At 62.7% G+C, this 24,547-nt stretch carries 20 protein-coding genes; 11 read left to right on the top strand and 9 right to left on the bottom strand.

The genetic code is table 11. From position 1 onward, the window contains the following. Positions 1-95: 95 nt before the first annotated feature. Positions 96-1,424: a D-amino acid dehydrogenase gene (locus AB1286_RS23720; protein ID WP_430365690.1), complete on the top strand. Its 1,329-nt coding sequence runs from the start codon at positions 96-98 to the stop codon at positions 1,422-1,424. Positions 1,425-1,435: 11 nt separating this feature from the next. Here AB1286_RS23720 and AB1286_RS23725 read toward each other — a convergent pair whose 3' ends face one another. Genes AB1286_RS23725 through AB1286_RS23735 form a run of 3 tightly spaced genes read right to left on the bottom strand, consistent with a single transcriptional unit; the run spans position 1,436 to position 7,247 of the window. Continuing rightward, complete coding sequence (locus AB1286_RS23725; protein ID WP_430365691.1) at positions 1,436-5,077, bottom strand: hydantoinase B/oxoprolinase family protein; 3,642 nt, start codon at positions 5,075-5,077, stop codon at positions 1,436-1,438. Positions 5,078-5,119: 42 nt separating this feature from the next. Further along, complete coding sequence (locus tag AB1286_RS23730; protein ID WP_430365692.1) at positions 5,120-6,433, bottom strand: MFS transporter; 1,314 nt, start codon at positions 6,431-6,433, stop codon at positions 5,120-5,122. A gap of 43 nt (positions 6,434-6,476) precedes the next feature. Next, positions 6,477-7,247, bottom strand: a complete 771-nt coding sequence (locus AB1286_RS23735) for a putative hydro-lyase (RefSeq protein ID WP_430365693.1) — start codon at positions 7,245-7,247, stop codon at positions 6,477-6,479. On the opposite strand from AB1286_RS23735, the gene AB1286_RS23740 reads away from it, so the two are divergent. The 3 genes from AB1286_RS23740 to AB1286_RS23750 all read left to right on the top strand — a co-directional run bounded on the left by AB1286_RS23740 (position 7,246) and on the right by AB1286_RS23750 (position 10,149). Beyond that, entirely contained in the window at positions 7,246-7,488 is a 243-nt protein-coding gene (locus AB1286_RS23740; protein ID WP_430365694.1) for a hypothetical protein, read from the top strand. The two genes, AB1286_RS23735 and AB1286_RS23740, sit on opposite strands and share 2 nt — an antisense overlap. A gap of 154 nt (positions 7,489-7,642) precedes the next feature. Then, complete coding sequence (locus AB1286_RS23745; protein WP_430365695.1) at positions 7,643-9,220, top strand: methyl-accepting chemotaxis protein; 1,578 nt, start codon at positions 7,643-7,645, stop codon at positions 9,218-9,220. Then, positions 9,217-10,149: a LysR family transcriptional regulator gene (locus tag AB1286_RS23750; protein ID WP_430365696.1), complete on the top strand. Its 933-nt coding sequence runs from the start codon at positions 9,217-9,219 to the stop codon at positions 10,147-10,149. Before AB1286_RS23745 ends, AB1286_RS23750 begins: the two co-directional genes overlap by 4 nt. Before the next feature lie 22 nt (positions 10,150-10,171). Here the strand turns inward: AB1286_RS23750 and ctlX are convergent, their stop codons facing one another. Both ctlX and AB1286_RS23760 read right to left on the bottom strand, forming a co-directional pair. Beyond that, positions 10,172-11,116, bottom strand: coding sequence for a citrulline utilization hydrolase CtlX (gene ctlX, locus AB1286_RS23755; protein WP_430367294.1), 945 nt, complete (start codon positions 11,114-11,116; stop codon positions 10,172-10,174). Positions 11,117-11,166: 50 nt separating this feature from the next. Then, positions 11,167-12,243: an ornithine cyclodeaminase gene (locus tag AB1286_RS23760; protein ID WP_430367295.1), complete on the bottom strand. Its 1,077-nt coding sequence runs from the start codon at positions 12,241-12,243 to the stop codon at positions 11,167-11,169. Positions 12,244-12,445: 202 nt separating this feature from the next. On the opposite strand from AB1286_RS23760, the gene AB1286_RS23765 reads away from it, so the two are divergent. Next, on the top strand, positions 12,446-12,877 hold the full coding sequence (locus AB1286_RS23765) for an Lrp/AsnC family transcriptional regulator (RefSeq protein ID WP_430365697.1): 432 nt from the start codon (positions 12,446-12,448) through the stop codon (positions 12,875-12,877). Between the two features lie 158 nt (positions 12,878-13,035). Continuing rightward, the gene (locus AB1286_RS23770) at positions 13,036-14,157 is read left to right on the top strand and encodes a hypothetical protein (protein ID WP_430365698.1); all 1,122 of its coding nucleotides are present in this window, start codon (positions 13,036-13,038) and stop codon (positions 14,155-14,157) included. 37 nt (positions 14,158-14,194) lie between these two features. On the opposite strand, the gene AB1286_RS23775 is transcribed toward AB1286_RS23770, so the two are convergent. Further along, positions 14,195-15,121, bottom strand: coding sequence for a choline sulfate utilization transcriptional regulator (locus tag AB1286_RS23775; protein ID WP_430365699.1), 927 nt, complete (start codon positions 15,119-15,121; stop codon positions 14,195-14,197). Between the two features lie 621 nt (positions 15,122-15,742). Between AB1286_RS23775 and AB1286_RS23780 the strand changes: the two genes are divergently transcribed. Then, the gene (locus tag AB1286_RS23780) at positions 15,743-16,294 is read left to right on the top strand and encodes a hypothetical protein (protein WP_430365700.1); all 552 of its coding nucleotides are present in this window, start codon (positions 15,743-15,745) and stop codon (positions 16,292-16,294) included. 73 nt (positions 16,295-16,367) lie between these two features. Here AB1286_RS23780 and AB1286_RS23785 read toward each other — a convergent pair whose 3' ends face one another. Then, complete coding sequence (locus AB1286_RS23785; RefSeq protein WP_430365701.1) at positions 16,368-17,573, bottom strand: IS110 family transposase; 1,206 nt, start codon at positions 17,571-17,573, stop codon at positions 16,368-16,370. A 519-nt stretch (positions 17,574-18,092) separates the two neighbouring features. On the opposite strand from AB1286_RS23785, the gene betC reads away from it, so the two are divergent. From betC to AB1286_RS23800, 3 genes are all read left to right on the top strand, one after another. Further along, the gene (betC, locus tag AB1286_RS23790; protein ID WP_430365702.1) at positions 18,093-19,634 is read left to right on the top strand and encodes a choline-sulfatase; all 1,542 of its coding nucleotides are present in this window, start codon (positions 18,093-18,095) and stop codon (positions 19,632-19,634) included. A gap of 70 nt (positions 19,635-19,704) precedes the next feature. After that, entirely contained in the window at positions 19,705-20,673 is a 969-nt protein-coding gene (choX, locus tag AB1286_RS23795; protein ID WP_430365703.1) for a choline ABC transporter substrate-binding protein, read from the top strand. A 41-nt stretch (positions 20,674-20,714) separates the two neighbouring features. Further along, positions 20,715-21,857 carry a porin gene (locus tag AB1286_RS23800; RefSeq protein ID WP_430367296.1) on the top strand — a complete coding sequence of 381 codons (1,143 nt, stop codon included), beginning with the start codon at positions 20,715-20,717 and terminating at the stop codon, positions 21,855-21,857. A 90-nt stretch (positions 21,858-21,947) separates the two neighbouring features. Here AB1286_RS23800 and AB1286_RS23805 read toward each other — a convergent pair whose 3' ends face one another. Then, a complete protein-coding gene (locus AB1286_RS23805) occupies positions 21,948-22,607 on the bottom strand; it encodes a glutathione S-transferase (RefSeq protein WP_430365704.1) in 660 nt (219 codons plus the stop codon). 168 nt (positions 22,608-22,775) lie between these two features. Between AB1286_RS23805 and AB1286_RS23810 the strand changes: the two genes are divergently transcribed. Continuing rightward, positions 22,776-23,351 (top strand): TetR/AcrR family transcriptional regulator, encoded by a 576-nt coding sequence (locus tag AB1286_RS23810; RefSeq protein WP_430365705.1) that lies wholly within the window; start codon positions 22,776-22,778, stop codon positions 23,349-23,351. 67 nt (positions 23,352-23,418) lie between these two features. Here AB1286_RS23810 and AB1286_RS23815 read toward each other — a convergent pair whose 3' ends face one another. Further along, positions 23,419-24,534 (bottom strand): alkene reductase, encoded by a 1,116-nt coding sequence (locus AB1286_RS23815; protein ID WP_430365706.1) that lies wholly within the window; start codon positions 24,532-24,534, stop codon positions 23,419-23,421. Between the last annotated feature and the right edge of the window lie 13 nt (positions 24,535-24,547).

The raw sequence follows: 24,547 nt of genomic DNA on the forward strand, positions 1-24,547 counted from the left end.
CATCTGGAGAGCGGCGCCATCTCGGCGCCCACCGAAGGGGAGCCCCGCGCGCCGTGCAGTCGCGCCTGGGGCGAAACTCTCAGGTACATGGACAGATGGGGCATCGGCGCCGGTTGCAATCGGCCGGCGATGCTCAACGAACGCTGGACCATGTCATGTCAAAAATTGCCGTCATCGGCGCCGGTATTACCGGCGTCACTACCGCCTATGCGCTCGCCCGGCGCGGCTGCCACGTCACCGTGCTCGAACGTCATCGCTATGCCGCGATGGAAACGTCGTTCGCGAACGGCGGGCAACTCTCCGCCAGCAATGCCGAGGTTTGGAATAGCCGCGCGACCGTGCTCAAAGGCCTGCGCTGGATGTTCAAGCGCGACGCGCCGCTGCTGATGAATCCGCGCCCCACGTGGCACAAATACAGTTGGATCGGCGAATTCTTGCGCCAGATTCCGGGTTACCGCGACAACACGATCGAGACGGTGCGCCTGGCGATCGCCGCCCGTGAGCACTTGTTCTCGATCGCTAAGCGCGAAGCGATCGAATTCGATCTCGAGCAACGCGGGATATTGCATTTCTATGCGACGCGCGGCGAATTCGAGTCCGCTTCGAAGGTCAATGCGATCTTGCGCGACGGCGGCTTGGCGCGCCGGGCCGTCACGCCCGACGAGATTCGTACGATCGAACCGACGCTGCGCGGCGATTTTTACGGCGGCTTTTTTACCGAATCCGACTCGACGGGGGATATTCACAAATTCACGCGCGGGTTGGCGCGTGCTTGCGAGCGGCTGGGCGTTCGATTTCGCTACGATGCGGCCGTGCAATCGATCGACGAGACGGGTGAAGGCCAAGTCTCGATCGCACTGCAATCCGATGGCCGTAGCGAGGTGGATCGATTCGATCGCGTCGTCGTTTGCGCAGGTATAGGCAGTCGCGCATTGGCGGCGCACGTGGGCGATCATGTGAACGTCTACCCGGTTAAGGGTTATTCGATCACTGTGTCGCTCGATGACCCGGCGAGCCGGGAGGCGGCGCCGTGGGTCAGCTTGCTCGACGACCGCGCGAAGATCGTGACGAGTCGCCTCGGCAGCGACAGGTTTCGCGTGGCGGGTACGGCCGAATTGAACGGCGAGAACCGCGACATTCGAGCGGATCGAATCGCGCCGCTCGTTCGGTGGGTGCGGGAGCATTTTCCCGAGGTGTCGACCGCGCGCGTCGTTCCATGGGCCGGGCTGCGGCCCATGTTGCCGAGCATGCTGCCGAGAGTCGGAAGAGGGCGGCGGCGTACCGTGTTCTACAACACGGGGCATGGACACTTAGGGTGGACGCTCTCCGCCGCCACGGCGGAAAGCGTCGCCGATCTCGTGGCGGGCGACCTGGCGTCGTCGCGTTTGCGAGTGAGCCAGGTCGGCACGCACAGCGTCGCTTGACCGGTCCGAGGCTAATCCCGAGCCGGGCCGTAGCCGCCACCGCCCGGCGTCTGGATGACGACGACGTCGTCCTGCCCGACCTGCATCCGATGCCGTGCGCCGAAGTGTTCGCGCGAGCCGTCCTTGCGTTCGATCCAATTGACCCCGATCGCGCCGGGTGCGCCGCCGTTCAACCCGAACGGCGGCACGAGACGGCGGTTGGCGAGCATGACGGCCGTCATGGGTTCGAGAAAGCGCACGCGCCTTTCGGTCCCGTCGCCGCCGCGATGACGTCCGTCGCCGCCGCTTCCGAGCCGGACGCTAAACGCGTCGAGCCGCACCGGAAAGCGCCACTCGAGCACTTCGGGATCGGTCAGACGCGAGTTCGTCATATGCGTCTGTACGGCGCTGCATCCGTCGAACGTAGGCCCGGCGCCGGATCCGCCGCATATCGTTTCGTAATACTGAAGGCTGTCGTTGCCGAACGTGAAATTGTTCATCGTTCCCTGCGCGCCGGCCAGCACGCCGAGCGCGCCGTAGAGCGCATCGGTCACGACTTGCGACGTTTCCACGTTGCCAGCGACGACTGCGGCCGGATAGCGCGGATTGAGCATCGAGCCCTCGGGAATCCGAATGTCGAGCGGCTTCAAGCAGCCGGCGTTCAGCGGAATATCCTCGTCCACGAGCGTGCGGAACACGTACAGCACGGCCGCCTTGCAAATCGCCGACGGCGCGTTGAAGTTATTCGGTTGCTGCTCGCTCGTGCCGGCGAAGTCGATGACGGCGGAGCGCCGGGCATGGTCGATCGAGACGCTGACGACGATCTTCGCCCCGTCGTCGAACGCATATTCGAAGCGTCCGTCCTTGAGCACGGACAGCGTGCGTCGCACGACTTCCTCGGCGTTGTCCTGAACATGCTGCATGTAAGCCTGCACGGTACCGACGCCGAATTGTCCGCACATGCGCTCGAGTTCCTGCGCCCCTTTCGTGCAGGCAGCCACTTGCGCGCGCAGATCGGCCAGATTTTGTTCGACATTGCGCACGGGCCAGCGACCCGATAGCAGCTTATCGCGCAGGCGCCCCTCGAGAAAACGGCCCTCGGCGACGAGCTGAACGTTATCGAGCAGCACGCCTTCTTCGTCGACGTGGACCGAATCGGGCGGCATCGATCCCGGCGTTACGCCGCCGATGTCGGCGTGGTGCCCGCGTGCCGCCACGTAGAACATCGGCTCGCCGGAGCCGGATGCGAATACCGGCATGATGACCGTCACGTCGGGCAAGTGCGTGCCGCCCGCATAGGGCGCGTTCAACGCAAACGCGTCGCCGGGCCGCATCGTTCCCATGCGGCGTTCGATCACCGTGCGCACGCTTTCGCCCATCGAGCCGAGGTGAACGGGCATATGCGGCGCGTTGGCGATCAAATTGCCGTCCGCATCGAACAAGGCGCACGAGAAATCGAGCCGCTCCTTGATGTTGACCGAGTATGACGTGTTCGCGAGCGTCACGCCCATTTGCTCGGCGATCGACATAAACAAGTTGTTGAACACTTCGAGCAGCACCGGATCGGCCTGGGTGCCGGCCGCATGGCGCGCCTCCAGCGGCACCGTGCGTTCCACGACCAGATGATTGTGATCCGTTACCGCCAGCTGCCATCCGGGCTCCACGATCGTCGTGCCCGTGCGCTCCTTGACGATCGCGGGACCGTCGATCCGTGCGCCCGGCGCCATCGCGTCGCGATCGTAGACCGGCGCCTCGCGCCATTGGCCGCCGGTGAAGAGGCGTGTCGACACGACGGGGGCCGGTTGAGCCGAAGCGTCCTCGGCGAGCGGCCATTGCTCGTCGCGGGCTTGTCGCGTGCAGCCGATGGCTTCGACGGCCACGGCTTCGACGATCAAAGCGCGATTGGGCATGAGAAAGCCGTAGCGGGTCCGATAGACCTTTTCGAACTGCGCGACGACGATCGCGGCGTCGTCGTCGAAATCGACTTCGAGCGCGGTATCGGTGCCGTCGTATTTGACGTGCAGCGTGTGGCGCAGACTGATCCGGCTATCGTCGATCCGTTGGGCGGCCACTTCGCCGCGCGCGGCTTGCGCAAGCTCACCGAAGGCGGCATGGCAAGCCGCGAGCGCGGGGTTGTCGAGCGGCACTTCCAGCGCGCGTTGCTTGAGCGCGCGGACGTCGGCCAGGCCCATGCCGTAGGCCGACAGCACGCCGGCAAGCGGATGAATGAAGACGCGCGTCATGCCGAGCGCGTCGGCCACGAGGCAGGCATGTTGGCCGCCCGCGCCGCCGAAGCAGGCCAGCGTATATTGCGTGACGTCATAGCCGCGCTGCACCGAAATTTGTTTGATCGCGTTGGCCATGTTCTCGACCGCGATCTTCAAGAACCCTTCGGCGACTTCCTCGGGCGTCCGCTCGATCCCCGTCGATGCCGAAACGGTACCGGCCAACTCGGCAAAGCGTTGGCGCACGATCGCATCGTCGAGCGGTTCGTCGCCTTGCGGGCCGAACACTTTCGGAAACCATTGCGGATCGAGCTTGCCCGTCATGACGTTGCAATCGGTCACGGTCAGCGGGCCGCCACGCCGGTAGGCCGCAGGCCCCGGGTTCGCGCCGGCACTCTCGGGACCGACTCGGAAACGCGCCCCGTCGAAGCTGCAAATCGAGCCGCCGCCGGCCGCGACGGTGTGGATTTTCATCATCGGGGCGCGAATGCGCACGCCCGCGACTTCCGTGACGAAGTCTCGCTCGTATTCTCCCGCGTAGTGGGTGACGTCGGTCGAGGTACCGCCCATATCGAAGCCGATGATGCGGTCGAAGCCCGCGAGCGCGGCCACTTGCGCGGCACCGACGATGCCGCCGGCGGGTCCCGATAGGATCGCGTCCTTGCCTTGAAAACGATGCGCATCGGTCAAGCCGCCGTTGCTCTGCATGAATTGCAGCGGGACAGGGCCCAGTTCGCTTTCCACTTGACGCACGTAATGGCGCAATACGGGCGATAGATAGGCGTCGACGACGGTCGTATCGCCGCGCGAGACGAGCTTCATCAGCGGGCTGACTTCGTGGCTCACCGAGATTTGCGTGAAGCCGATTTCCTGCGCGATCGCTTTGAGCCTGCGTTCGTGCTCGGGATGACGATAAGCGTGCAGCAAGACGATGGCGCATGACCGGATCCCTTCGTCATAGGCCTGACGAAGCGACGTGCGCGCGCTAGCCTCGTCGAGTTCGTGCACGAGCTCGCCCCTTGCGCCGATGCGCTCGTCGATCTCGACGACGCGCTCGTAGAGCAGCGTGGGCAGCTCGATGTTGCGGACGAACAGCTTAGGCCGATTTTGATAGGCGATGCGCAGCGCATCGGCGAAGCCCTTCGTGATCGCGAGTACGGTGCGCTCGCCCTTGCGCTCGAGCAGCGCATTCGTCGCGACGGTTGTCCCCATGCGCACGCATTCGATCAGCTCCGCCGGCACGGGTGAGCCGTGCGGCACGCCGAGCAACTCGCGAATGCCTTGCACGGCCGAGTCGCGATAGCGTTCGGGGTTTTCCGAGAGGACCTTGTGCGTGACGAGCATCCCGTCGGGGCGTCGTGCGACGATGTCCGTGAACGTACCTCCCCGGTCGATCCAAAATTGCCATCGTTCGGAGTCCGAAATAATTTGCTGTGTGTCGTGCTTCATGTCTTCGTACATCATGGTCTGGATAATGGGGGCGATCGAGGCTTAGTGCTTGAGCTGAGCACCGCGCGTTTCCGGCAGCGTGAGGGCGGCGAGGATGACGACGCCGTAAGCGCAAGCGGCGAAGGTGCCGATGGCGGCGCCAAGCGCCATCTTTTGCGCGACGTAGCCGATGAGGAACGGGAAGGCTGCGCCTACGGCACGGCCGAAGTTGTAGCAGAAGCCCTGGCCGGATCCACGCACGCGGGTGGGGAAGAGTTCCGACATGAAGGCGCCCATCCCCGAAAAAATGCCCGAAGCGAAAAAGCCTAGGGGGAATCCGAGAATAAGTAACAGCGTGTTGTCGAGCGTCACGTGCGTATAGGCGAGCGCGATGATCATCGATGCGAGGGCGTAGACGATGAAGGCCAGTTTCCGGCCGGCGCGGTCGGACAACCATGCGCCGAACAGATAGCCCGCGTAGGACCCAGCGATGATGACGGCGAGATAGCCGCCGGTGCCGATGACGCTCAAGTGCTGCTCCGTCTTGAGGTAAGTCGGCAGCCACGTCGTGATGGCGTAATAACCGCCTTGCGCGCCCGTCGCGAGCAGGGCGGTGCGCAGCGTGGTCCACCACATATCGGCGCCGAAGATTTCCATGAACGAGTGCGACGTATTCGTTTCGCGCTCGTGGGCTTTGACCTGGCGGTGTACCTCGGGCTCTTCCACGAAGCGGCGGATGAAGATGACGAACGGCGCGGGCGCGATGCCGAGGGCGAACAGCACGCGCCATGCGGTCTCTGCCGGCAAGAGGGAAAACACGAGCGTATAGAGTCCGGCGGAGACGGCCCAACCGATGGCCCAACCCGCTTGAACCATGCCGACCGCTTTGCCGCGGTCGCGGGCGCGGATCACTTCTCCCATCAAGACGGCGCCCGCCGTCCATTCGCCGCCGAAGCCCAATCCCATCAGGCCGCGTGCGACGAGCAATTGCGTGAAGTTTTGCGCGAATGCGCAAGCGAGCGTGAAGACCGCGAACCAGACGATGGTGATCTGTAGCGTGCGTACGCGTCCGACGCGATCGGACAAGATGCCGGCGATCCATCCGCCGAGCGCGGACATCAGCAACGTCACGGTACCGATGAGCCCCGCTTGGCCGGAAGTCAGTCCCCACGTTGCGATCAGCGCGGGAATGACGAAGCTTAGGAATTGCGTGTCCATTGCATCGAGCGCGTAGCCCGCTTTGCAACTCCAAAACGCGCGGCGTTCGTTCGCGCGCAAGTGGCCGTACCAGCCGAACAGGGCATGACCGCGATGGCCGCCGACGTCGCCGGCATCGTCGGCGGGCTCGACCTCGGGGTAATGGGCTTCGGTATGCATTGATGTCTCCTCGTTGCTACGAGTATTCATGGCAAACGCTGCGTCAGAGGACGGCGAGCGATGCGTTGGGGATATCGGTCACGAGCATGTGGCCCGGTCGATGCGCAATGGCGAACGGCAGCCGCGCGGCTTGGAGCGCACTTTGCGGTGTCACGCCGCAGGCCCAGAACACGGGCACTTCGTCTTCGCGGATCGTCACGGCATCGCCGTAATCGGGACGCGACAGATCGGCGATGCCGATCGCGCGCGGGCTGCCCAAATGGACCGGGGCGCCGTGCACCGAAGGGAAGCGGCTCGTCACCTGCACGGCTCTTATCGCGTTCGCGCCCGTCATCGGCCGCATCGATACGACGAGCCGACCGCCGAACGGACCGGCCGGGGCATTCTCGATATCGGTGCGGAACATGGGCACGTTCACGCCCTCCTCGACGTGCCGGAGCGGGATCCGTTCGTTCGCCAGCATTTGCTCGAAGGAAAACGAGCAGCCGATCGCGAAGGCGACGAGATCGTCGTTCCAGAGCGCGACGATGTCGTCGGGCTGTTCGGCGAGTTCGCCGTCTCGATAGACGTTGTAGCCGGGCACATCGGTGCGCAGATCAAGATCGCGACCGAGCGCCGGTATATTCCATTGCCCGCGCTCGCCGACGCCGAGCAGGGGGCATGCTTTGGGGTTTCTTATGCAAAAGCGTAGGAAGTCCTCGGCGTAGGCGCTCGGAATGATCACGAGATTGGCTTGGGCGTACTCGCCGCAGTGGCCGGCGGTCGGACCTTTGAAGTCCTTATGGCGAACGAGTTGGCGGAATCGATGCGGCATGAAGGCATTCCTCGATGAAGGTGGCTTGGTGAGGAGATTAGGTTTGAATGAAATGACGCGCCAGCAAGTTATTCCGTGCGCTGCCGTCAAGTTTCTCTTAACACTTTCATGCGGGTTTTCCCGCAACCCAGGTGCGCGCGAGGAACGGAACGATGCGCGGAGATCCATGACTGACAAGCGATTGGCGGCGATGAACGGTGCCGGATTGGCGACTGACCGGATTGACTTATTTCGTGCTTAGCGATCGAATCGATGCCTCGAGGCGAGGGGCGGTGGGTTTTTGATTCACTTAACATTCGCGCATGGATGCCGTTATGCAGATGGGCAGCGAGTGACATCAGGCGCGGCATGCCCACGGTCTAACCCGCCCATTTCGTCTGAACAAAGAAACCATCATGTCTCGCTTATCCCTGCGACAAAAGCTTTGGATTCCGCTGCTCCTGACTTGGGTCGGGTTGCTGACGCTGACCGTCTGGCACGCCATGCAGATGCGCGAGATGCAGTTGGGCGAACGCAAGCACGCGCTCGCCGACGTGACGGAGATGGCGTACTCGATCGCCTCGGGCCTCGATCGCGATGCGCAGGCGGGCAAGATCGGCGCCGATGCGGCGAAGCAGCAAGCGCTGGCCCGTATCGCCGACCTTCGCTATAGCGGCAATGGATATGTGACGGTTGTCGGCGCGGATTCGGTCGTGGTCATGCATCCGATGGCGCCGAAGCTGAACGGCAAGGACATGTCGCAATGGAAGGATTCGAAAGGCAACTTCCTGTATAGAGACATCGCGGCGGCCGGGGCTTCGCCTAGCGGCATGGGGTATGTCGAATACTGGTGGCCCAAGCCGGGCGAGACCGAGCCCAGCTCGAAGCTTGGATTCGTCCAGCGCTATAAACCGTGGAATTGGGATTTCATCGCCGGCGTTTATCAGGACGACATTCAAACGGCCTTCTATCACACGCTCGGCCTGTCGTTCGTTGTCCTGATCGTCTTGGGCGCGGCGATTTCGATTTTGACCTCGGTTGCCGTCAAGAGCGTGCGGCGCTCCGTGGGCGGCGAGCCCGCGAAGGCTGCCGAGCTCGCGCGTCAAATCGCATCGGGCGACCTGACCGGCCGAATCGAAGTGGCGCAAGGCGACGACGACAGCATCGTCTCCGCCATCGCTTACACCCGCGATACGCTGGCGGGCACGGTGTCGCGCGTGAAGTCGGCGGCCGAAACAATTCGCGTCGCGGCGGCCGAGATCGCCACCGGCAACGGCGATTTGTCGAGCCGCACGGAACAGCAGGCGGCGTCGCTCGAGGAAACGGCGGCGGCGATGGACGAGTTGACGTCGACGGTCAAACAAAACGCCGAAAACGCTTCGCGGGCGACCGAGGTGGCGGCCAGCGCGTCGTCGGAGGCGGAGCGCGGCGGTGGCGTAGTCGGCGATGTCGTCAGCAAAGTCAGAGCGATCGCCGAAAGCTCGAAGAAGGTGGCCGATATCACGTCCGTCATCGATAGCATCGCGTTCCAAACCAACATCCTTGCGCTGAACGCGGCCGTGGAGGCCGCGCGGGCCGGCGACCATGGACGGGGTTTCGCCGTCGTCGCGAGCGAGGTGCGCAGCCTGGCCCAACGTAGCGCGGCGGCTGCCAAGGAGATCCGCGTGCTCGTGGATACCTCGCTGGCCCAGGTCGAAAGCGGGGCGGCATTGGCCGAAAGCGCGGGCGATGCGATGGAAGGCATCGTCACGGCGGTCAAGCGCGTCACCACGATCGTCGGCGAGATCTCCACGGCATCGAATCAGCAAAGCATCGGCATCGACGAAGTCAATCGCGCTATCTCGCAGATGGACGGTGCGACGCAACAAAACGCGGCCCTCGTCGAGCAGGCGGCCGCGGCGGCGGTGTCGCTCAACGAACAGGCCCAGCAGCTCGGCGAGGCGATGCAGGTGTTCCGCGTGGCTGAGGATTCGACACGACCCGGTAGGCGATGAACACGCGATTCGTCGAAACGTTCGTTACCCTGGCCGAGCTCGAAAGCTTCCGCGCCACGGCGCGCGTTCTGCACGCGACGCCGGCGACCATTTCGTTACGAATCAAATCGCTCGAAGACGAGTTGCGCGCTGAACTCGTCGATCGCTCGACCACTCAATTTCGTCTGACGCCGGCGGGCGAAAGCTTGCTCGGACTCGCACGCAACGTGGTGGATGCGGCGCGCGCGCTACGCGAGGCGGCAGGGCAAGAAGTCGTCGTGGGCGGTAAGTTGCGCCTGGGCGTGATCGAAACGCTCGTGCATTCTTGGCTCGCTCACTACGTCACGCACCTGAATGCGAAGTTTCCGCAGCTCGACGTCGACCTGACCGTCGATTCGAGCGCGGTATTGCAGCAGCGACTGCTGGCCGGCGAACTCGATTTGGTGATTCGCGTCGAGGGTATCGATAGCACGAAGATCGCCTCGAGCGCGATCGCAAGCTATCCCGTCCGTTGGATCGCAAAGCGCGGGCTGCTCTCCAAACGTGCGGCGGGACTTGCGTCCCGGGTGCTTCAGCGGCCTATCTTGACCTTCGGCCGCGGCACGGCGCCTCAAGTTGCGTTGCAAAGCATCGTGCTCACGCTCGCGCGGCAAGAAAACGTGCGACCCGAGCAAACGCGCATGACATGCTCGCCTTCCGTGGCGGCGATCGTGCAGCTCGTGCGCGACGGCTACGGGGTGGCCTGTATCCCGAGCCTGTTCGTAACCGACGAGTTGCGCACGGGCGAATTCGTCGAATTGCCGCTCAAGCCGGTGCCGCCGCCGATCGTCGTTTCCGTATGCAAACCGACGAATGCCAATGCGATGGTCAATGCGGCGGCCAGCGCCGCGCATATCGCCTGCACCGCGTATTGCCGCACGAAGCGGCGCGAGCTGATCGAAGCCCTCTGACAAAACCCCCGCGTCGTGTCCTTCAGCCGGCGCGCGGCGAAAGATGGATGCCGGCGAGCATGCAGCGCACCGATCCACCGGCCGTTTCTATCGTCGGCACGTCGAGCGGCAGCAGCCGCGCCGAGCGTTCGATCAGCGCGCGCTGAGCGGGCGTCAAGCTCGCGAGGGCGGTTGTCGATAGCGCCAGCAGACGGCCGTCGGGTCCGCTTAACTCGAGCGCATTAGCCGCGAAATGAGCGATTTGCCCATGATCGAGCGCGATGACCTCGCGCCCCGTCGCTAAAAGACGCTCGCGCACTTCGTCGCGCCGGTGGGCATCGCGGATCGAATCAAGGCCCACCAGCGCGAACGCCGTGGCCACGCTCATCATCACGTTCGTGTGATAGATGGGGCGCCCGTCCGGATCGGCGGTATCGAAGCAGATCGCCTCGAAATGAAACTGGCTGCAAAACCGTTCGAGTGCAATCGGATCGGCTCGATTGGAACGGGCGGCGAATGCCGTGCGCCCGATATGATCGAGCACGACGGCCCCGGTGCCTTCGAGAAACATGCCGTCGTATTCGAGCCCCGAGTAGTCGACCACTTCATGCACGCGGTATCGAGCCTTGAGCATCTCGATGACGTCGATGCGGCGCTCGCGCCTGCGGTTGGCGCTATACATCGGGAAGAGGGCGACGCGGCCGCCCGCATGCGTCGAGAACCAATTGTTCGGAAACACGGAATCCGGCGTGCCCAGCGCGCCCTCATCGTCGAACAGATGCACGCGCACGCCCGCGTCCGTGAGCGCCTGCGCGGCGGCCGTGACCTCATGGCGAGCCTTCTCGGCCACCGCTTGAGCCCTTGCCGCATCGAGACCGACGGGATGGCGTTGGAACGCGTTGTCGGCCGCCGTTTCAGGGTTCGGCATGAAACGATGCGGGCGAATCATGACGACGGCGGCGGGCGCTTGAATCGACGAGGCATTCATGACAGGCATCGGACGATCTTGTGCGGCGGCCATGCGAACGAGTTGAGGTGTCATCGTGCGAACGCCTGCACCTGTTCGAAGCTGCGTGCGGCCTCGGGGCTCGCGACGTGTGCTTGCTGGATGAGCGCGAATAAGTTCTTGGGATCGACGGAGGGCGGAATGAGCGAAATGTCGATCCCTGCGTCGTACCGCCGATCGAGTGCATGCAAATAGCGCAGTGCCGAATAATCTTCCAAGGCGAACCCGACCGAATCGAATACGGTGATCTGCTCATCGTTCTCACGGCCCACCAACTCGCCCTCCAAAATTCGCCAGAGTTCGACGACCGGGAAATCGGCCGGCATTTGTTGAATGTCGCCCTCGATGCGGGTTTGCGGTTCATATTCGACGACGACACGGCTCGCGCGCAGCACGTCCGCGTGCAGCTCGGTCTTGCCGGGGCAGTCGCCGCCGACCGCGTTCAAGTGCATGCCGGGCTCGATCATGTCGGGCGTGACGATCGTCGCGTAGGTTTTGTCGGCGGTGACGGAGGTGACGATGTCCGCGCCGCGTACCGCATCGGCGGCCGAGGGGGCCTTGAGGACGCGCAACGCCGGGTAGGCGCTCAGATTGCGGATGAGTTTATCGGTGGCGTTCGAGTCGAGATCGAAGACGCGAACTTCTTCGATGCCGAGCAGCGTGTGGAACGCGATCGCTTGAAACTCGCTTTGCGCGCCGTTGCCGATCAAGGCCATCGTCTTCGAATCGGATCGGGCGAGCACACGTGCGGCGAGCACCGAGGTTGCCGCCGTGCGCAATGCCGTCGTCAAGGTGAGTTCGGCTAGGAGGACCGGATACCCGGTGTCGACTTCCGCTAGCGCGCCGAATGCCATCACCGTGTGGATCCCGCGTTGGGCGTTGATCGGGTGCCCGTTGACGTACTTGAATGCGAATAGCGTGTCGTTGGCCACCGGCATGAGCTCGATCACGCCGTTTGGGGAATGGCAGGCGACGCGCGGCGATTTATCGAATTCGTTCCATCTGAGGTAGTCCGCGCGCAGCGTATCGACGAGTTCGCTCAGGAACGCCGGCACGCCGACGCGAGCGATGAGTCGGCTGGTGGCGGGGACGTCGAGGAATCGAGTCATCATGGTTGTCTCCTAAAGTGCCGCGGCGTTGTTTGCCGCCGATAGGGATCATTATTTCCGCGAGCGGAGCCAACAAAAAGCTGGCAAAGGTGACAAATTGACAATGAAAATTGACAATATGTTCAATTCGGATGGAAATTTGCTCAAGCCGGCGGTCGCGTATCGCTCGCTGTGCCGCTCAAGAGGCGGGGGATAACGGACTATGATCAATCTCGACGATGTGGATCGGCAGCTCATCGGGTTGCTGCGCGACGATGCGCGGATGCCGGTGGTGGCGCTGGCGAAAGTGCTGAGAGTGGCGCGGGCGACCGTGCAAAACCGGCTGACTCGGCTCGAAAACGAGGGCGTGATTGTCGGCTATACCGTGCGGCTCAAACGCGCCGCCGAAAAGCATCGGATCCGCGCGCTGATGTCCGTGGCGGTGCAGGGCAATCGCGCGGCGGACATCATCAAGGCGCTACGGGGACACCCCAACGTCACGACGATCCATAGCACGAACGGCCGTTGGGATTTGATCGCCGAGTTGCAGGCCGACTCGCTGGAGGAGTTCGATCGGGTATTGGGTGCGATCCGCTTGATCGACGGTATCGCCAATACGGAGACCAGTATTTTGTTGTCGACGCACAAGGCGTGATCGAGCCGCCGGCGCGGGGAAGGCAAGTGGCGATCGCGCGGTATCAAGAAGTATCATGAGTTTTGATACTTCTCATAGTCGATGATACTTTTCGATACTGCCGGATTTCCTGAGCGCTTGGTATCATCGAGTATCAGCATTTTTGATACGTATCAAACATGATGATACTTCGTGAAACGCCCGAACCGGATCCGTGGCATTTCGCCCGCGCCGACTTGGCTGCGGCCTATCTGGATGCATTCGATTTGAAGCTGTCGTCCGCCCGAGGGCTGTTCGCGCGCCGGCGCATGGGGAAGACGGAGTTTCTGCGGCGCGATTTGATGCCCGCGGCCGTTGCGCGCGGGTACCTCGTTGCATACACGAACCTCTGGGATAGCCGGTCGGCGCCCGCGACGGCGTTGTTGTCCGCGCTCTCGGAAGCGCTCGAGCCCCAGGGTTTGAAAGCCGTACTGGCCAAGCTCGGCAGGCCTGTGAAGAAAGTGAAGGCGACGGCCTCCGTTCCAGGGATGGAGGGGACGCTCGAGGCGGAGTTGGCCGCACCGAGCACGGATAGTGCCGTAGCGTTGCGGGAAATCCTCAAACAACTCGACCGTCAAAACAAGCCGCTTCTGCTGGCGATCGACGAGGCGCAGGTGCTGGCGCGCGCGATGCATAGCGACTTTGCACATTCGCTGCGCGCCGCGCTCGATATTCGCAAGCTCGGTATCAAGGTGATCTTCGCCGGCAGCTCTGAAACCACCTTGCGCGAGATGTTCGCGCGCGCCTCGGAGCCTTTCTACAACTGGGCCACGCTCGAGCCGTTCCCGCTATTGGGAGACGAATTCGTGAGCTTCACGGTCAAGCTCATGAATAGCATGATCAAGAACAAGATCACGTTGGCCGAGGGCAGGCAAGCCTTCGATGAATTGCATCGAACGCCGGAATTTTTCAAACGATTCGTCGAACGGTATGTGCTTTATCAACCGCAAGGTATGTCGGCCGCGTTGGCGCATACGAAGGCGTCCGTGTTTTCGGACGAGCACTTTTCGAAGCAATGGGCCGAGATGAATCCGGCCGATCGAGCCGTGGTGACGCTACTGGCACGGGGCGATGGCGATATTCATGGCGCGGCGAGTATCGCGGCGGTGTCGGCGTGGTTAGGCAAGCCCGCCAGCAAAAATACGGTCGCTCATGCGCTGCGGCGCTTGCAGGCCAATAACGTCGTGACGCGGCTGGGGCTAGGCCATTACCGCATCGAAGACGAAGCGTTCGCGGAATGGGCCCGTCGGCGCAAGCAATAGCGTGCATCTGACTGAGCGGCGGCGGTACGCTCGCACTTCAGGTGGCGGCCGCGGCAAGGCTCGTCGAGCATGCCGAAAACAGCCATCGGCGGAACGCCGGCGCGGTAGGCGTTTCGGGCCGCGCGGGCGGGCACACCAGAAAGTATCCGCGCGGCGTGCTCACGGGCTCGTCGAACAGCGATACCAACTGTCCGCTGGCAATGAGCTCGTCGACGAGCGGCAGCCATCCCAGTGCAACGCCTTGATGGGTCAGCGCCGCGTTCATGACGAGCGCATAGCTGTTGAACGTCGAGCCGTGACGATCGGGGGGCGCGCTTAGATCGTGCGCCGCGAACCAACTATTCCAGCCTAGCCAGCGCTCGGGTTCGGTGGGCTGCACATGCAACAACGGCGCCGAATACAGATCGGCCGGTTTGGAAATGTTGGGATGCGCTTCGCGAAATCTCGGCGAACAGACCGGCACGACTTCCTCGGGAAACAAGCGCGTCGCGGTGCAGGGCGCGAAGTCGCCGTCGCCGAATGCGATTACCACGTCCGCATGATCGCGGCGCGGATCGAATGCGAGCTGCGACGTCACCACTTTCACGTTGATATCGGGCAATAGCCGCCGCAGATCCATGAGCCGGGGTACGAGCCAATAGGTCGCGAAGCCGGCATCGGTCAAGATCGTCAATGCGCCTTTCGCCCGTGCCGCGCGTATTTCGGAGACGGCGTCGCGCATCGTCGCCATGCTTTGACGCACGGCCTCGTAAAGGCGCTGGCCGTCCGCCGTCAGCGTCACGCCGCGGTGTCCGCGCTCGAAGAGCGGCGTGCCGAGGTCGGCTTCGAGCTGCACAATGCGCTGGCTCACGGCCGGCTGGGTGGAGCCCAGTTCGCGCGCGGCCGCCGTGAAGCTCGCCAGGCGCGCCGCGGATTCGAACACCGACAGCATCTGGAGCGGCGGCAAACGGTCTTGGTCAGACATAAGCAAGCCCTAAGAGGAGGTGTGTTTCAGGGTGTCTCGCTGCGTGCCAGAAAAATCGCTAAGCCTATGAACTAAAACAATTTGCATGAGCCATCGTACGCTAGCCGTAATCGCAGTGTTACACATTTCATGGATCGCTAGACGGGGAGCTCCGGGCTGCGCTCCGCGCTAAGCAGGGGTAGTGCTGGAAATCGCCGGCGGAGGAGGCCCCCAGGGCCGTCACCCGGCGTATTCCATTCCCGCCGACCAATGGTCGGCGAGTGAGGAGCGGCTTGCCTATTCGTGCGCGCGCCCCGGCGGTCGGGGTGGCATGTGGTGGTGGTTCGCCGCTTATGCCACGCCTTCCCTCGCTAATCCAGCCCCTGATCTGCGCGCATCATCACGTTCCGAATAAACGCATTCGGCGGCACCGAAAGCGATCGGCATTTGCCTCTACGACGTGGCTACGCAAGGACCCGTTGGCTCTTGACCGAAGTCACGTGTCGTCGCGTCGTTCGTTTGCCTCATGGTCTTGCCGTAGCGGAGCCCTTAGTTTGGTGATGTTCGACGCTGGATCTCTTAGCGCCGGATGTGCGATACGCGCCGCGTATCGCACCATGCCCACCGAACCGGGAGTGCCACATGCCGCTTTATCCGAAATTGCCGAGCACAGTGAAGCCTAGCGAGCTGACGATGATCAACCCGGTCTGGATCGACATTCAGACCGACCCACAGGAGTTCGTCCCGAACAGGAGCGTCACGTTTCTCTGGGTCATGCGCGACGACGGCAGTGTCATCGTCGGCGTCGAAGAGCCTTGGAGGTATCGCGATGCGTTCTCGCCCAGCGTATGGCCGATGCTCGATGACATGAGGAAGCACTACGAGGACCAGGCCGAGTATTGGAAGACGCAAAGCATCCGCGATGGCAGTGGCGGCCACCCGACACTCGCGGCATGGTTCTCACCGAGCGGTGGTGCTTCGGGGCACGCGGGCTTCGCGTATATCGGCGGAGAATTGCGCTACGAGGCCCAGACGGGCTGGGTCCTCACTAACCAGTCGGGACGCTTTGGCCGCCGCGAGGACATGGCCCGCAAAGAGGTGGATCCGGCCGACGTGCAGCTAGCGATGAACGCCGCCGCCCAGCGCATCCGGGACAAGACTGGCCTGACGGTCACCGTCCACATGATGCAGTAACGCGCCGGTCAGGCACCGCCCGCAGCGTGGGTTTCAATCTTTTGCGGGCTGGGGGGTGCCCCTATGTCCTTCGTCAAGCGTTAGGGGCTGACTTGGGTTGGTAAATGGTGCCGTCGCGCAGCATGGCGAACAGGACGTCGCAACGTCGCCGTGCCAGCGCGATGAGCGCTTGGTTGTGGCGCTTGCCCTGCTGGATCTTGCGCGCGTAGTAAGCCCGCGAGACAGGATCTCGCAAGGCAGCGAAGGCGGATAGGAACAAGGCTCGCTTGAGCACCTTGTTGCCGCGTCTGGATGGATGCTCACCACGGATGGATGAGCCTGAGCGCCGGGTGACCGGGGCAAGACCAGCGTAGGCCGCCAAGTGGGCGGCCGAAGCGAAGGCCTTGTGGGCGACTTCGGTCAGGAGTCTGGCGGCGGTCCTGACGCCGACTCCCGGCATGCTGGTCAGGACCGGCCAAAGAGGGTGAGCAAGCACCAGCCGCTCAACTTCGGCGGCGACCTCGTCGCGTTGCTTACGCAAGGCCGCAAGCTGCTGGGCCAAGCGAGGCATGACGATGGTGGCAGCTTGCGTGCCGGGCACGGTCACGGCTTGTTCGCTCAGTGCCTGAACGATCTCGGTCGCCAAGCCTTTGCCCATGCGAGGAGCGAGCTTGGTCAGGCGATTGGCGAGCGTCTTCTCACTAACGGCGGCAAGCGCGGCGGGCGACGGGTAGCGCTCAAGCAGATCGAGCACCGCTGGATGGTCGAGGCGCGGTCCGAGAACGCGTTCGAGAGCGGGATGGATCTGGGTGAGCAAGCCGCGAATGCGGTTGCTGGTTTGAGTGACTTGGTCGGCGAGATCGTCGTCGAAGCCGCACAGCATGGTGAGTTCGGCGAGCTGCTCGTCTGCCAACCGAAGCGAGCGCAGTGTGTGCGGCATCGAGCGAGCGGCTTCGGCAATGATCGCGGCATCGCGGGCATCGGTCTTGGCTTCGCCGGCATGTAGGTCGGCGATGCGACGCATGGCCAGTCCCGGCAGATAGGCGACGAGGACGCCTTCAGCACGGGCAACGGCTACCGGAAGCGCGCCGATGGTGGAAGGCTGATCGACGACGAACAGGAGTCGGCCGTGAGTCTTGAGTTCGGCGATGAGGGCGCGTAGCTTGGCCTCGTCGTTGGGTAGCGCCTTGTTGTACAGGCGCTTACCGCTCCGATCGAGTGCCACGGCGTGATGCTGGCCTTTACCGACATCGACGCCGATAAAGACATCGACGGCGCCATGTTGTTGAGTGTCTTGCATCGAAGTGTGAGCAGAGTGAACGGATTGGCCTGCAACAACGGTGGCAAGTCTCGGCATCCACGTTACGGACGGCGTCGGGATATCCCGGCCAAACCCCTATTAGCGATCACCAGCCACCCACCAGGCCCGGTGACAACACCCCCCGGATCATGACTGCGACTGGCGGCGAGAATCATGCCGGGCCTGGCTGGCCAAAGCCCCAATTATCGGGGCGTGAAGATAGTAACGGGGCGCCTCGAGCGCAGCCAAGAGCGCCACGAGCCCTTCGTGGAGGCGGCTCAGCAAGCACGCCGCGACGCTCGCCATGACAGGGTTAACGCGGGCAGGGCCTCCCTCCAGACATAAGCCCCCCTTATAGGCCCATAAATAGCGGCCGTCTTCACACGCGAATTCTGGGTCGACATATTGGCGTCACACGCCGCTCAAGCCGCGATCGCGCGCAGGGGCTGGGACCGTGGTTGCACCGCGGCAAAGCGCCGGTGGCCGCAACGACTCCAACGCATTGACATCATCGACTTCATGAAGCCCAACACCGGAAAAAATATCCTAGTCTTGATGGCCGACCAATTGACGCCGTCGTCGCTGCGCGTCTACGGCAATACCGTGTCGAAGACGCCGCGCATCGACGCGTTGGCGCGCGACGGCGTGGTGTTCGATTCCGCCTACTGCGCGAGCCCCCTATGCGCGCCGTCGCGCTTCGCCTTTATGGCCGGTAAGCTGCCGTCGAAGATCGGCGCTTACGATAACGCGGCCGAATTCTCTGCGCAGACCCTTACTTTTGCCCATTACTTGCGCGCGGTGGGATACCGCACCGTCCTCTCCGGCAAGATGCATTTTTGCGGACCGGACCAGTTGCATGGCTTCGAGGAGCGCCTCACGACCGACATCTATCCGGCCGATTTCGGCTGGGTGCCTGACTGGGAGCGGCCCGAAGTACGTCCGAGCTGGTACCACAACATGAGCTCGGTGCTCGAGGCGGGCCCGTGCGTGCGGACCAATCAACTCGACTTTGACGACGAGGTGACGTTCACTGTGCGGCAAAAGCTATACGACATCGCGCGTGAGCGTGAGGCGGGCACCGACGCGCGGCCGTTTTGCGTCGTGGCCTCGCTAACGCATCCGCATGACCCTTATGCGATTACTTCGCCCTATTGGAATCTGTATCGCGACGACGAAATCGATTTGCCGCGTACGACGCTAGGTCCGAGCGAAAGCGATCCGCATTCGCGGCGGTTGCGCCACGTATGCGAGAACGACCGGACGCCGCCGACCGAGCAGCAAATACGCCATGCTCGCCGCGCCTACTATGGGTCGCTGTCCTATGTGGATGCGCAATTCGGCGCCATTCTCGATACGCTCGAGGCGGCGGGATTGGCCGACGACACGATCGTGATCGTTACCTCGGATCACGGAGATATGCTCGGCGAGCGCGGGCTTTGGTACAAGATGACGTTCTTCGAAAACGCCGCCCGCGTGCCGTTGATCGTGCACGCGCCGAAAGCGTACGGCGCGCATCGCGTGAGCGCCAGCGTTTCGACGATCGATCTGCTGCCAACCCTCGTCGAACTCGCGACGGGCGCGCGCGAGACGAGCTGGCCCGATCCGATCGACGGACGCAGCCTCGTACCGCACTTGCAAGGCGACGGCGGTCATGACGAAGTCTTCGGCGAATATTTGGCCGAGGGCGCGATCGCGCCGATCGTCATGATTCGCCGTGGTACGTACAAATTCATTCATACGCCGGCGGATCCCGACCAACTGTTCGATCTCGAAGCGGACCCGCAAGAGCTGACCAATCTCGCGAGCGATCCTGCCTACGCGGAGACAGTGGCAGCATTTCTGGCGGAGATCGGCCGCCGCTGGAACCTCGACGCATTGCATCAAGAGGTGTTGGCGAGCCAGCGCCGCCGCCGGTTTCATTACGCCGCGACGACGCAAGGGCATATTCGCTCGTGGGACTGGCAGCCCTTTAGCGATGCGAGCCAACGATATATGCGCAACCACATCGAGCTCGATACGCTCGAGGCGATGGCGCGCTTTCCTCGCGTTGCGCACGAATGATCGGGCGTTCAGGCCATTCACCGAGATATCGCAGACGAACCATAGCAGGTCAATCACACAGGAGCGGGCAATGAAACGAAGCAAGCACCACACCTTCAGGCGCTTGATAGCCGCCATGTTATCGGCGGCGGTCGTCATGCCCTGGGCGGCCGCGCAGGCCGCCGATCCGGCCAGTTGTGCGCAGGTGCGCATGGCCGATCCCGGCTGGACCGACATCGATGCCACCAATGCGATCGCGGGCTTGGTGCTCGGGGCGCTCGGCTACCGCCAAAGCGTCGCGAACCTCTCGGTGCCGATTACGTACGAAGGGTTGAAGAAAGGCCAGATCGACGTATTCCTCGGCAATTGGATGCCGGCGCAAGGTCCGCTCGTGAAACCCTTTGTCGATAGCCATGCGATCGACGTGCTGCATGCGAATCTAACGAATGCGAAATTCACGCTCGCGGTGCCCGATTACGTCGCGGCGGCCGGTGTGCATACGTTCGCGGACCTCGCGAAGTACGGCGACAAATTCGACGACAGAATCTATGGCATCGAGCCCGGAGCGCCGGCGAATCAGAACATCACGAAGATGATCGGCGATAAGGCGTTCGGGCTCGGCGATTGGAAGCTGGTCGCCTCCAGCGAAACGGGCATGTTGACGCAGGTTGCGCGTGCGGTGCGCGAGAAGCGCTGGATCGTCTTTCTCGCGTGGGAGCCGCACTTGATGAATACAGAGTTTCATTTGACCTATTTGTCCGGTGGGGATGCATATTTCGGTCCCAACTACGGCGGCGCGACGGTCAACACCGTGACTCGCACGGGCTTCGCCAATGAATGCACGAATCTCGGCCGCTTGTTCAAGCAGATGACATTCGACGTCGACCTCGAGAATCAAATCATCGCCGACGTGCTCCAGAAAAAAATCAGTTTGAAAACCGCCGCGCGCGATGCGCTAAAGGCCCACCCGGCAGTGCTTAAGCCCTGGCTCGACGGCGTGACGACTGCAAGCGGAGCGAATGGTTTGCAGGCGGTCAATAGCGCGCTTGCCGGCGACTGATATCGACCGACATCCACCGCAGTACACGAGAGACCAACATGATGAAAGCATTGCGCACCCCGATCCGGTCGGGCGTGGCGCTGGCGCTCGCCAGTTTGCCCGCCGTCAGTCACGCCCAAAGCAGCGTGACGCTGTACGGCATCCTCGATGCCGGTATGACTTATGTCAGCAATACCGGTGGATCGCATGTCGTCAGATTCGACGACGGCATTTCGTACGGCAACCGCTGGGGAATCAAAGGGACGGAGGATCTAGGCAACGGTTTGTCGGCCCTCTTCGCGCTCGAAAGCGGATTCAAATTGGGCACGGGCCGCCTGGCGTTCGGCGGTGCGCAGTTCGGGCGGCAGGCGTTTGTCGGTCTGTCGAGCCCTTGGGGTACCGTATCGTTCGGCAATCAGTTGGATATGACCGAGGAGATGGTGTTTCTATACAACGTCTCGGCCTGGGCCAGCGGTTATGCGATTCACCAAGGCGACTTCGACCGATTCAATGGCGATCGGCTGCCGAACTCGGTGAAATTCATGTCTAACGACATCGACGGCTTCAAATTCGGCGGCATGTGGTCGTTCGGCAATGTCGCGGGCAATTTCCATCAAGGCAGCGCCTATAGCGTCGGGGCGCATTACGCGCACGGCGGCTTTACCGTGGGCACGGCTTATACCCAATTGAACAACCCGGGCGGAATCTATGCGTTCGATCCTTACGCGATGATCGGCACCCGGACGTTTCTCGGGCAACCGACGGTAAGCGTCGATCCCGCCAGCGGGGCGGTTACCGATTTGTATTCGAACACGCCGTTTGCCGTGGACAAGCAAGGCACGTTCGGCGTGGGGGCTAGCTACGCGCTCGGACCGGTCACGTTGATGGGCAATTACTCCTATACGACGATCAAAGCGTTCGGGCAGTCGTCCCACATGCAAGTCGGCGAGGGCGGGGCATCTTGGAGCGTGACACCCGCATTCACGATCGATGGCGGGTATCAATACACGCACTTCGAAGGGCACCATTGGAATCAAGTGTCCGCGGGGCTGCACTATCTGCTCTCCAAGCGTACGGACGTCTATATCTCCGGGGACTACTTGAAAGCATCGAGCGGCGTGGACGCTGTCATCGGCTACAGCTTCACGCCTTCGAGCACATCGACTCAGGCCGATATCCGCATCGGCATGCGTCATTCCTTTTAATCGGTCGACTCCTCGTCGTACTTGGGCGGGCGTGTCTTGGACACGGCCCGCCGTTTTTTTACACATGCCGTTTCAGTGCGTGCCCCGGGCTCAATCGGCCACGGCTGCCGAACCTGCAAACGCCGGTTGATCGCGCACGCTCTCCCGCTGCAACATTCTTGCGTACCAGCTACGCAGCGCCTCGCATTCTTCGGGCACCGGCAGCGCCACCAGCGATGCAAACAGCAGCCCGCCGATCACCGTAATGTCCGCCATCGAAAACGCTTCACCGGCGACATACGGCTGCCGGCTCAATACGGCATCGAAGTAGCGCATGCCTCTCACCGCCTTGTCGCGTTGACGGAACCCCCATTCGGGGTTTTGGGAGACCTCGACGTGCGGTCCCAATCCCGGGGTGCCGTGGTGGAAATAGACACTGACCGCATCGAGCAATTCGATCTCGGCGCGCTTGCTCATCATATGGATGATGCCCTTGTCGCGGGGCGTTCTACCCGTTAGCGTCGGCTGGCCGTCTAGTGTGTCGAGGTATTCGGTAATGGCTGTGCATTCGCCGATGCAGGTTCCGTCATCGAGTTCGAGAACCGGCAGGGTGCCCGAATAGTTCTTAGTTGCAATGAATTCAGGCCGCTTATGCTCGCCCTTATAGAGGTCGACCATCACGAACCGAACGCGTGACTGCAAGCGTTTCTCGGCAAGCGCGATTCGCACACGGGTCGGATAGGGTCCTGTCGGGAAATCGTAAATCTTCATCAAGCGGCACTCCCAGTGCGTTGAATTGAATATCGAACGGCACGAGCACGACGCATCGTCCGCACGTTCACCTTCGATTTTTCAAACTACCTAACGTTCGTTAGGGTAAACATAAAAGGTACAATGTGGCCTGTCAACACCTATGTTCGGACGGCGGAGGCGCGAGCAGTGACGAAAGACGCGGGCATGAACTCGAGGGAGCGAATTTTGGAAGCCGCCACACGGATCGCGCAGGCGCACGGCTATGGCGGCTTGAACTTTCGCGGACTGGCCGATGAAGTCGGCATCAAAGCCGCGAGCATCTACCATCACTTCGAAAGCAAGGCCGACTTGGGAGCGGCCGTGGCGCGGCGCTATTGGGAGAGCACGCAGGCGACGCTGGATGAGATGTTGCTGAAGTCGAACGATCCGCTGCGCTGCTTGCGCTACTACCCGGAGATCTTTCGCCGTGCGTTGGAATCCGGGAATCGCATATGTCTATGCAGCTTCATGGCCGCCGAGATCGACGATCTGCCGGAAGTCGTGAGAAAGGAAGTCACAACGTTTGCCGACGTCAATGTCGCTTGGCTCGGCAAGGTGCTGTCGGAGGCCGCCGTCGTGGACGCTAAGGAGTGCGAGCAACGAGCACGCGCGATCTTCGCCGCGATCGCCGGGGCGCAGCTCATTGCCCGAAGCCGCGGCGATATCGCGCTCTATGATGCCCTCATCAAGGGGTATCGGAAGGCGGGTCTTTTGCCCGCCTAACGAGACCTCAAGCCGCTTGTTCTCACGGTTACGAAGCGGGCCGACAGGTGCGGCGTAGGCCCGCCACTCAAGCCGCGGCGCCGTCGAGCCCGGGATAGTCCGTGAGACCTTTTGCCCCGCCGCCGAATAGTGTTTCGCGATGGTGTTGTGCGAGCGGCGCGCCGGTGCGCAGACGCTGCACCAGGTCGGGATTGGCGACAAACGGACGTCCGAAGGCAATGAGATCGGCCCAGCCCGCCTCGATGGCATCCCGCGCGCGCTCGCCTGTATATCGGCCTGCATAGATGAGCACGCCTGGATAGGCGGCGCGCAGCTTGCGCTTGAACTCGAGCGGCATGTGCGGGGCGTCGTCCCAGTCCGCTTCCGCGATATGGATGTAAGCCACGCCGATTTCGCCCAACATCCTAGCGGCGGCAAGATAGGTCGTCTCCGGATCGGCGTCCTCACATCCGTTCAACGTCGTGAGCGGTGCGAGGCGGATCCCGACGCGCTGCGCGTCACCCGTACCTTCGATGAGCGCATGTGCGACTTCGCCAAGGACGCGCAAACGGTTATTCAGCGATCCGCCGTAGATATCGACGCGCGTGTTGGCATTTGAATCGATGAACTGGTTGACGAGATAACCGTTCGCCGCGTGCAACTCGACGCCGTCGAAGCCGGCCTCGATGGCATTGCGCGCCGCGGTGCGGTACTGATCGACGATCTCGCGAATCTCGTCGATATCGAGCGCGCGCGGGGCGGACGCCTGGACGAAGCCCGGCACGCCTTCCTCGTTGCCGGCGATGAATACGTTCACGCCTTCGGCTTGCAGCGGCGACGACGACACGGGCTGCTGGCCCCCAAGCAGGCTCGTGTGGCTCAGCCGGCCGACGTGCCAGAGCTGGGCGAAAATCCGGCCGCCTTTCGCGTGGACCGCGTTCGTCACCTTGCGCCATCCCTCGATTTGACCGGGCGTGTGAATGCCGGGCGTCCATGCGTAGCCCTTGCCGAGCGGTGCGATATAGGTGCCCTCGCTCACGATGAGCCCGGCATCCGCACGCTGTGCATAGTATTCGGCCATCAGCGCGTTAGCCTCGTCGCCCGGTTGGCTCGCACGTGAGCGGGTCATCGGGGGCATCACGATGCGGTTGGGCAGCGTGAGCGCGCCGAGCTGAAGCGGCTGAAAGAGGGGATCATGATTCATGCTGTGCTCCTAT

The organism is Trinickia sp. NRRL B-1857, assembly GCF_050470685.1.
Lineage (GTDB): Bacteria > Pseudomonadota > Gammaproteobacteria > Burkholderiales > Burkholderiaceae > Trinickia.

Bases quoted from the DNA above. Each gene is read 5' to 3' on its own strand.
- AB1286_RS23785 (WP_430365701.1), bottom strand. From the start codon at position 17,573: ATGCAAGACACTCAACAACATGGCGCCGTCGATGTCTTTATCGGCGTC.
- choX (WP_430365703.1), top strand. From the start codon at position 19,705: ATGAAACGAAGCAAGCACCACACCTTCAGGCGCTTGATAGCCGCCATG.
- AB1286_RS23735 (WP_430365693.1), bottom strand. From the start codon at position 7,247: ATGCCGCATCGATTCCGCCAACTCGTTCGCCATAAGGACTTCAAAGGT.
- AB1286_RS23800 (WP_430367296.1), top strand. From the start codon at position 20,715: ATGAAAGCATTGCGCACCCCGATCCGGTCGGGCGTGGCGCTGGCGCTC.
- AB1286_RS23775 (WP_430365699.1), bottom strand. From the start codon at position 15,121: ATGTCTGACCAAGACCGTTTGCCGCCGCTCCAGATGCTGTCGGTGTTC.
- AB1286_RS23745 (WP_430365695.1), top strand. From the start codon at position 7,643: ATGTCTCGCTTATCCCTGCGACAAAAGCTTTGGATTCCGCTGCTCCTG.
- AB1286_RS23815 (WP_430365706.1), bottom strand. From the start codon at position 24,534: ATGAATCATGATCCCCTCTTTCAGCCGCTTCAGCTCGGCGCGCTCACG.
- AB1286_RS23760 (WP_430367295.1), bottom strand. From the start codon at position 12,243: ATGACTCGATTCCTCGACGTCCCCGCCACCAGCCGACTCATCGCTCGC.
- AB1286_RS23720 (WP_430365690.1), top strand. From the start codon at position 96: ATGGGGCATCGGCGCCGGTTGCAATCGGCCGGCGATGCTCAACGAACG.
- AB1286_RS23725 (WP_430365691.1), bottom strand. From the start codon at position 5,077: ATGAAGCACGACACACAGCAAATTATTTCGGACTCCGAACGATGGCAA.
- betC (WP_430365702.1), top strand. From the start codon at position 18,093: ATGAAGCCCAACACCGGAAAAAATATCCTAGTCTTGATGGCCGACCAA.
- AB1286_RS23770 (WP_430365698.1), top strand. From the start codon at position 13,036: ATGATGATACTTCGTGAAACGCCCGAACCGGATCCGTGGCATTTCGCC.
- AB1286_RS23780 (WP_430365700.1), top strand. From the start codon at position 15,743: ATGCCGCTTTATCCGAAATTGCCGAGCACAGTGAAGCCTAGCGAGCTG.
- AB1286_RS23805 (WP_430365704.1), bottom strand. From the start codon at position 22,607: ATGAAGATTTACGATTTCCCGACAGGACCCTATCCGACCCGTGTGCGA.
- AB1286_RS23730 (WP_430365692.1), bottom strand. From the start codon at position 6,433: ATGCATACCGAAGCCCATTACCCCGAGGTCGAGCCCGCCGACGATGCC.
- AB1286_RS23765 (WP_430365697.1), top strand. From the start codon at position 12,446: ATGATCAATCTCGACGATGTGGATCGGCAGCTCATCGGGTTGCTGCGC.
- AB1286_RS23750 (WP_430365696.1), top strand. From the start codon at position 9,217: ATGAACACGCGATTCGTCGAAACGTTCGTTACCCTGGCCGAGCTCGAA.
- AB1286_RS23740 (WP_430365694.1), top strand. From the start codon at position 7,246: ATGAAGGCATTCCTCGATGAAGGTGGCTTGGTGAGGAGATTAGGTTTG.
- ctlX (WP_430367294.1), bottom strand. From the start codon at position 11,116: ATGAATGCCTCGTCGATTCAAGCGCCCGCCGCCGTCGTCATGATTCGC.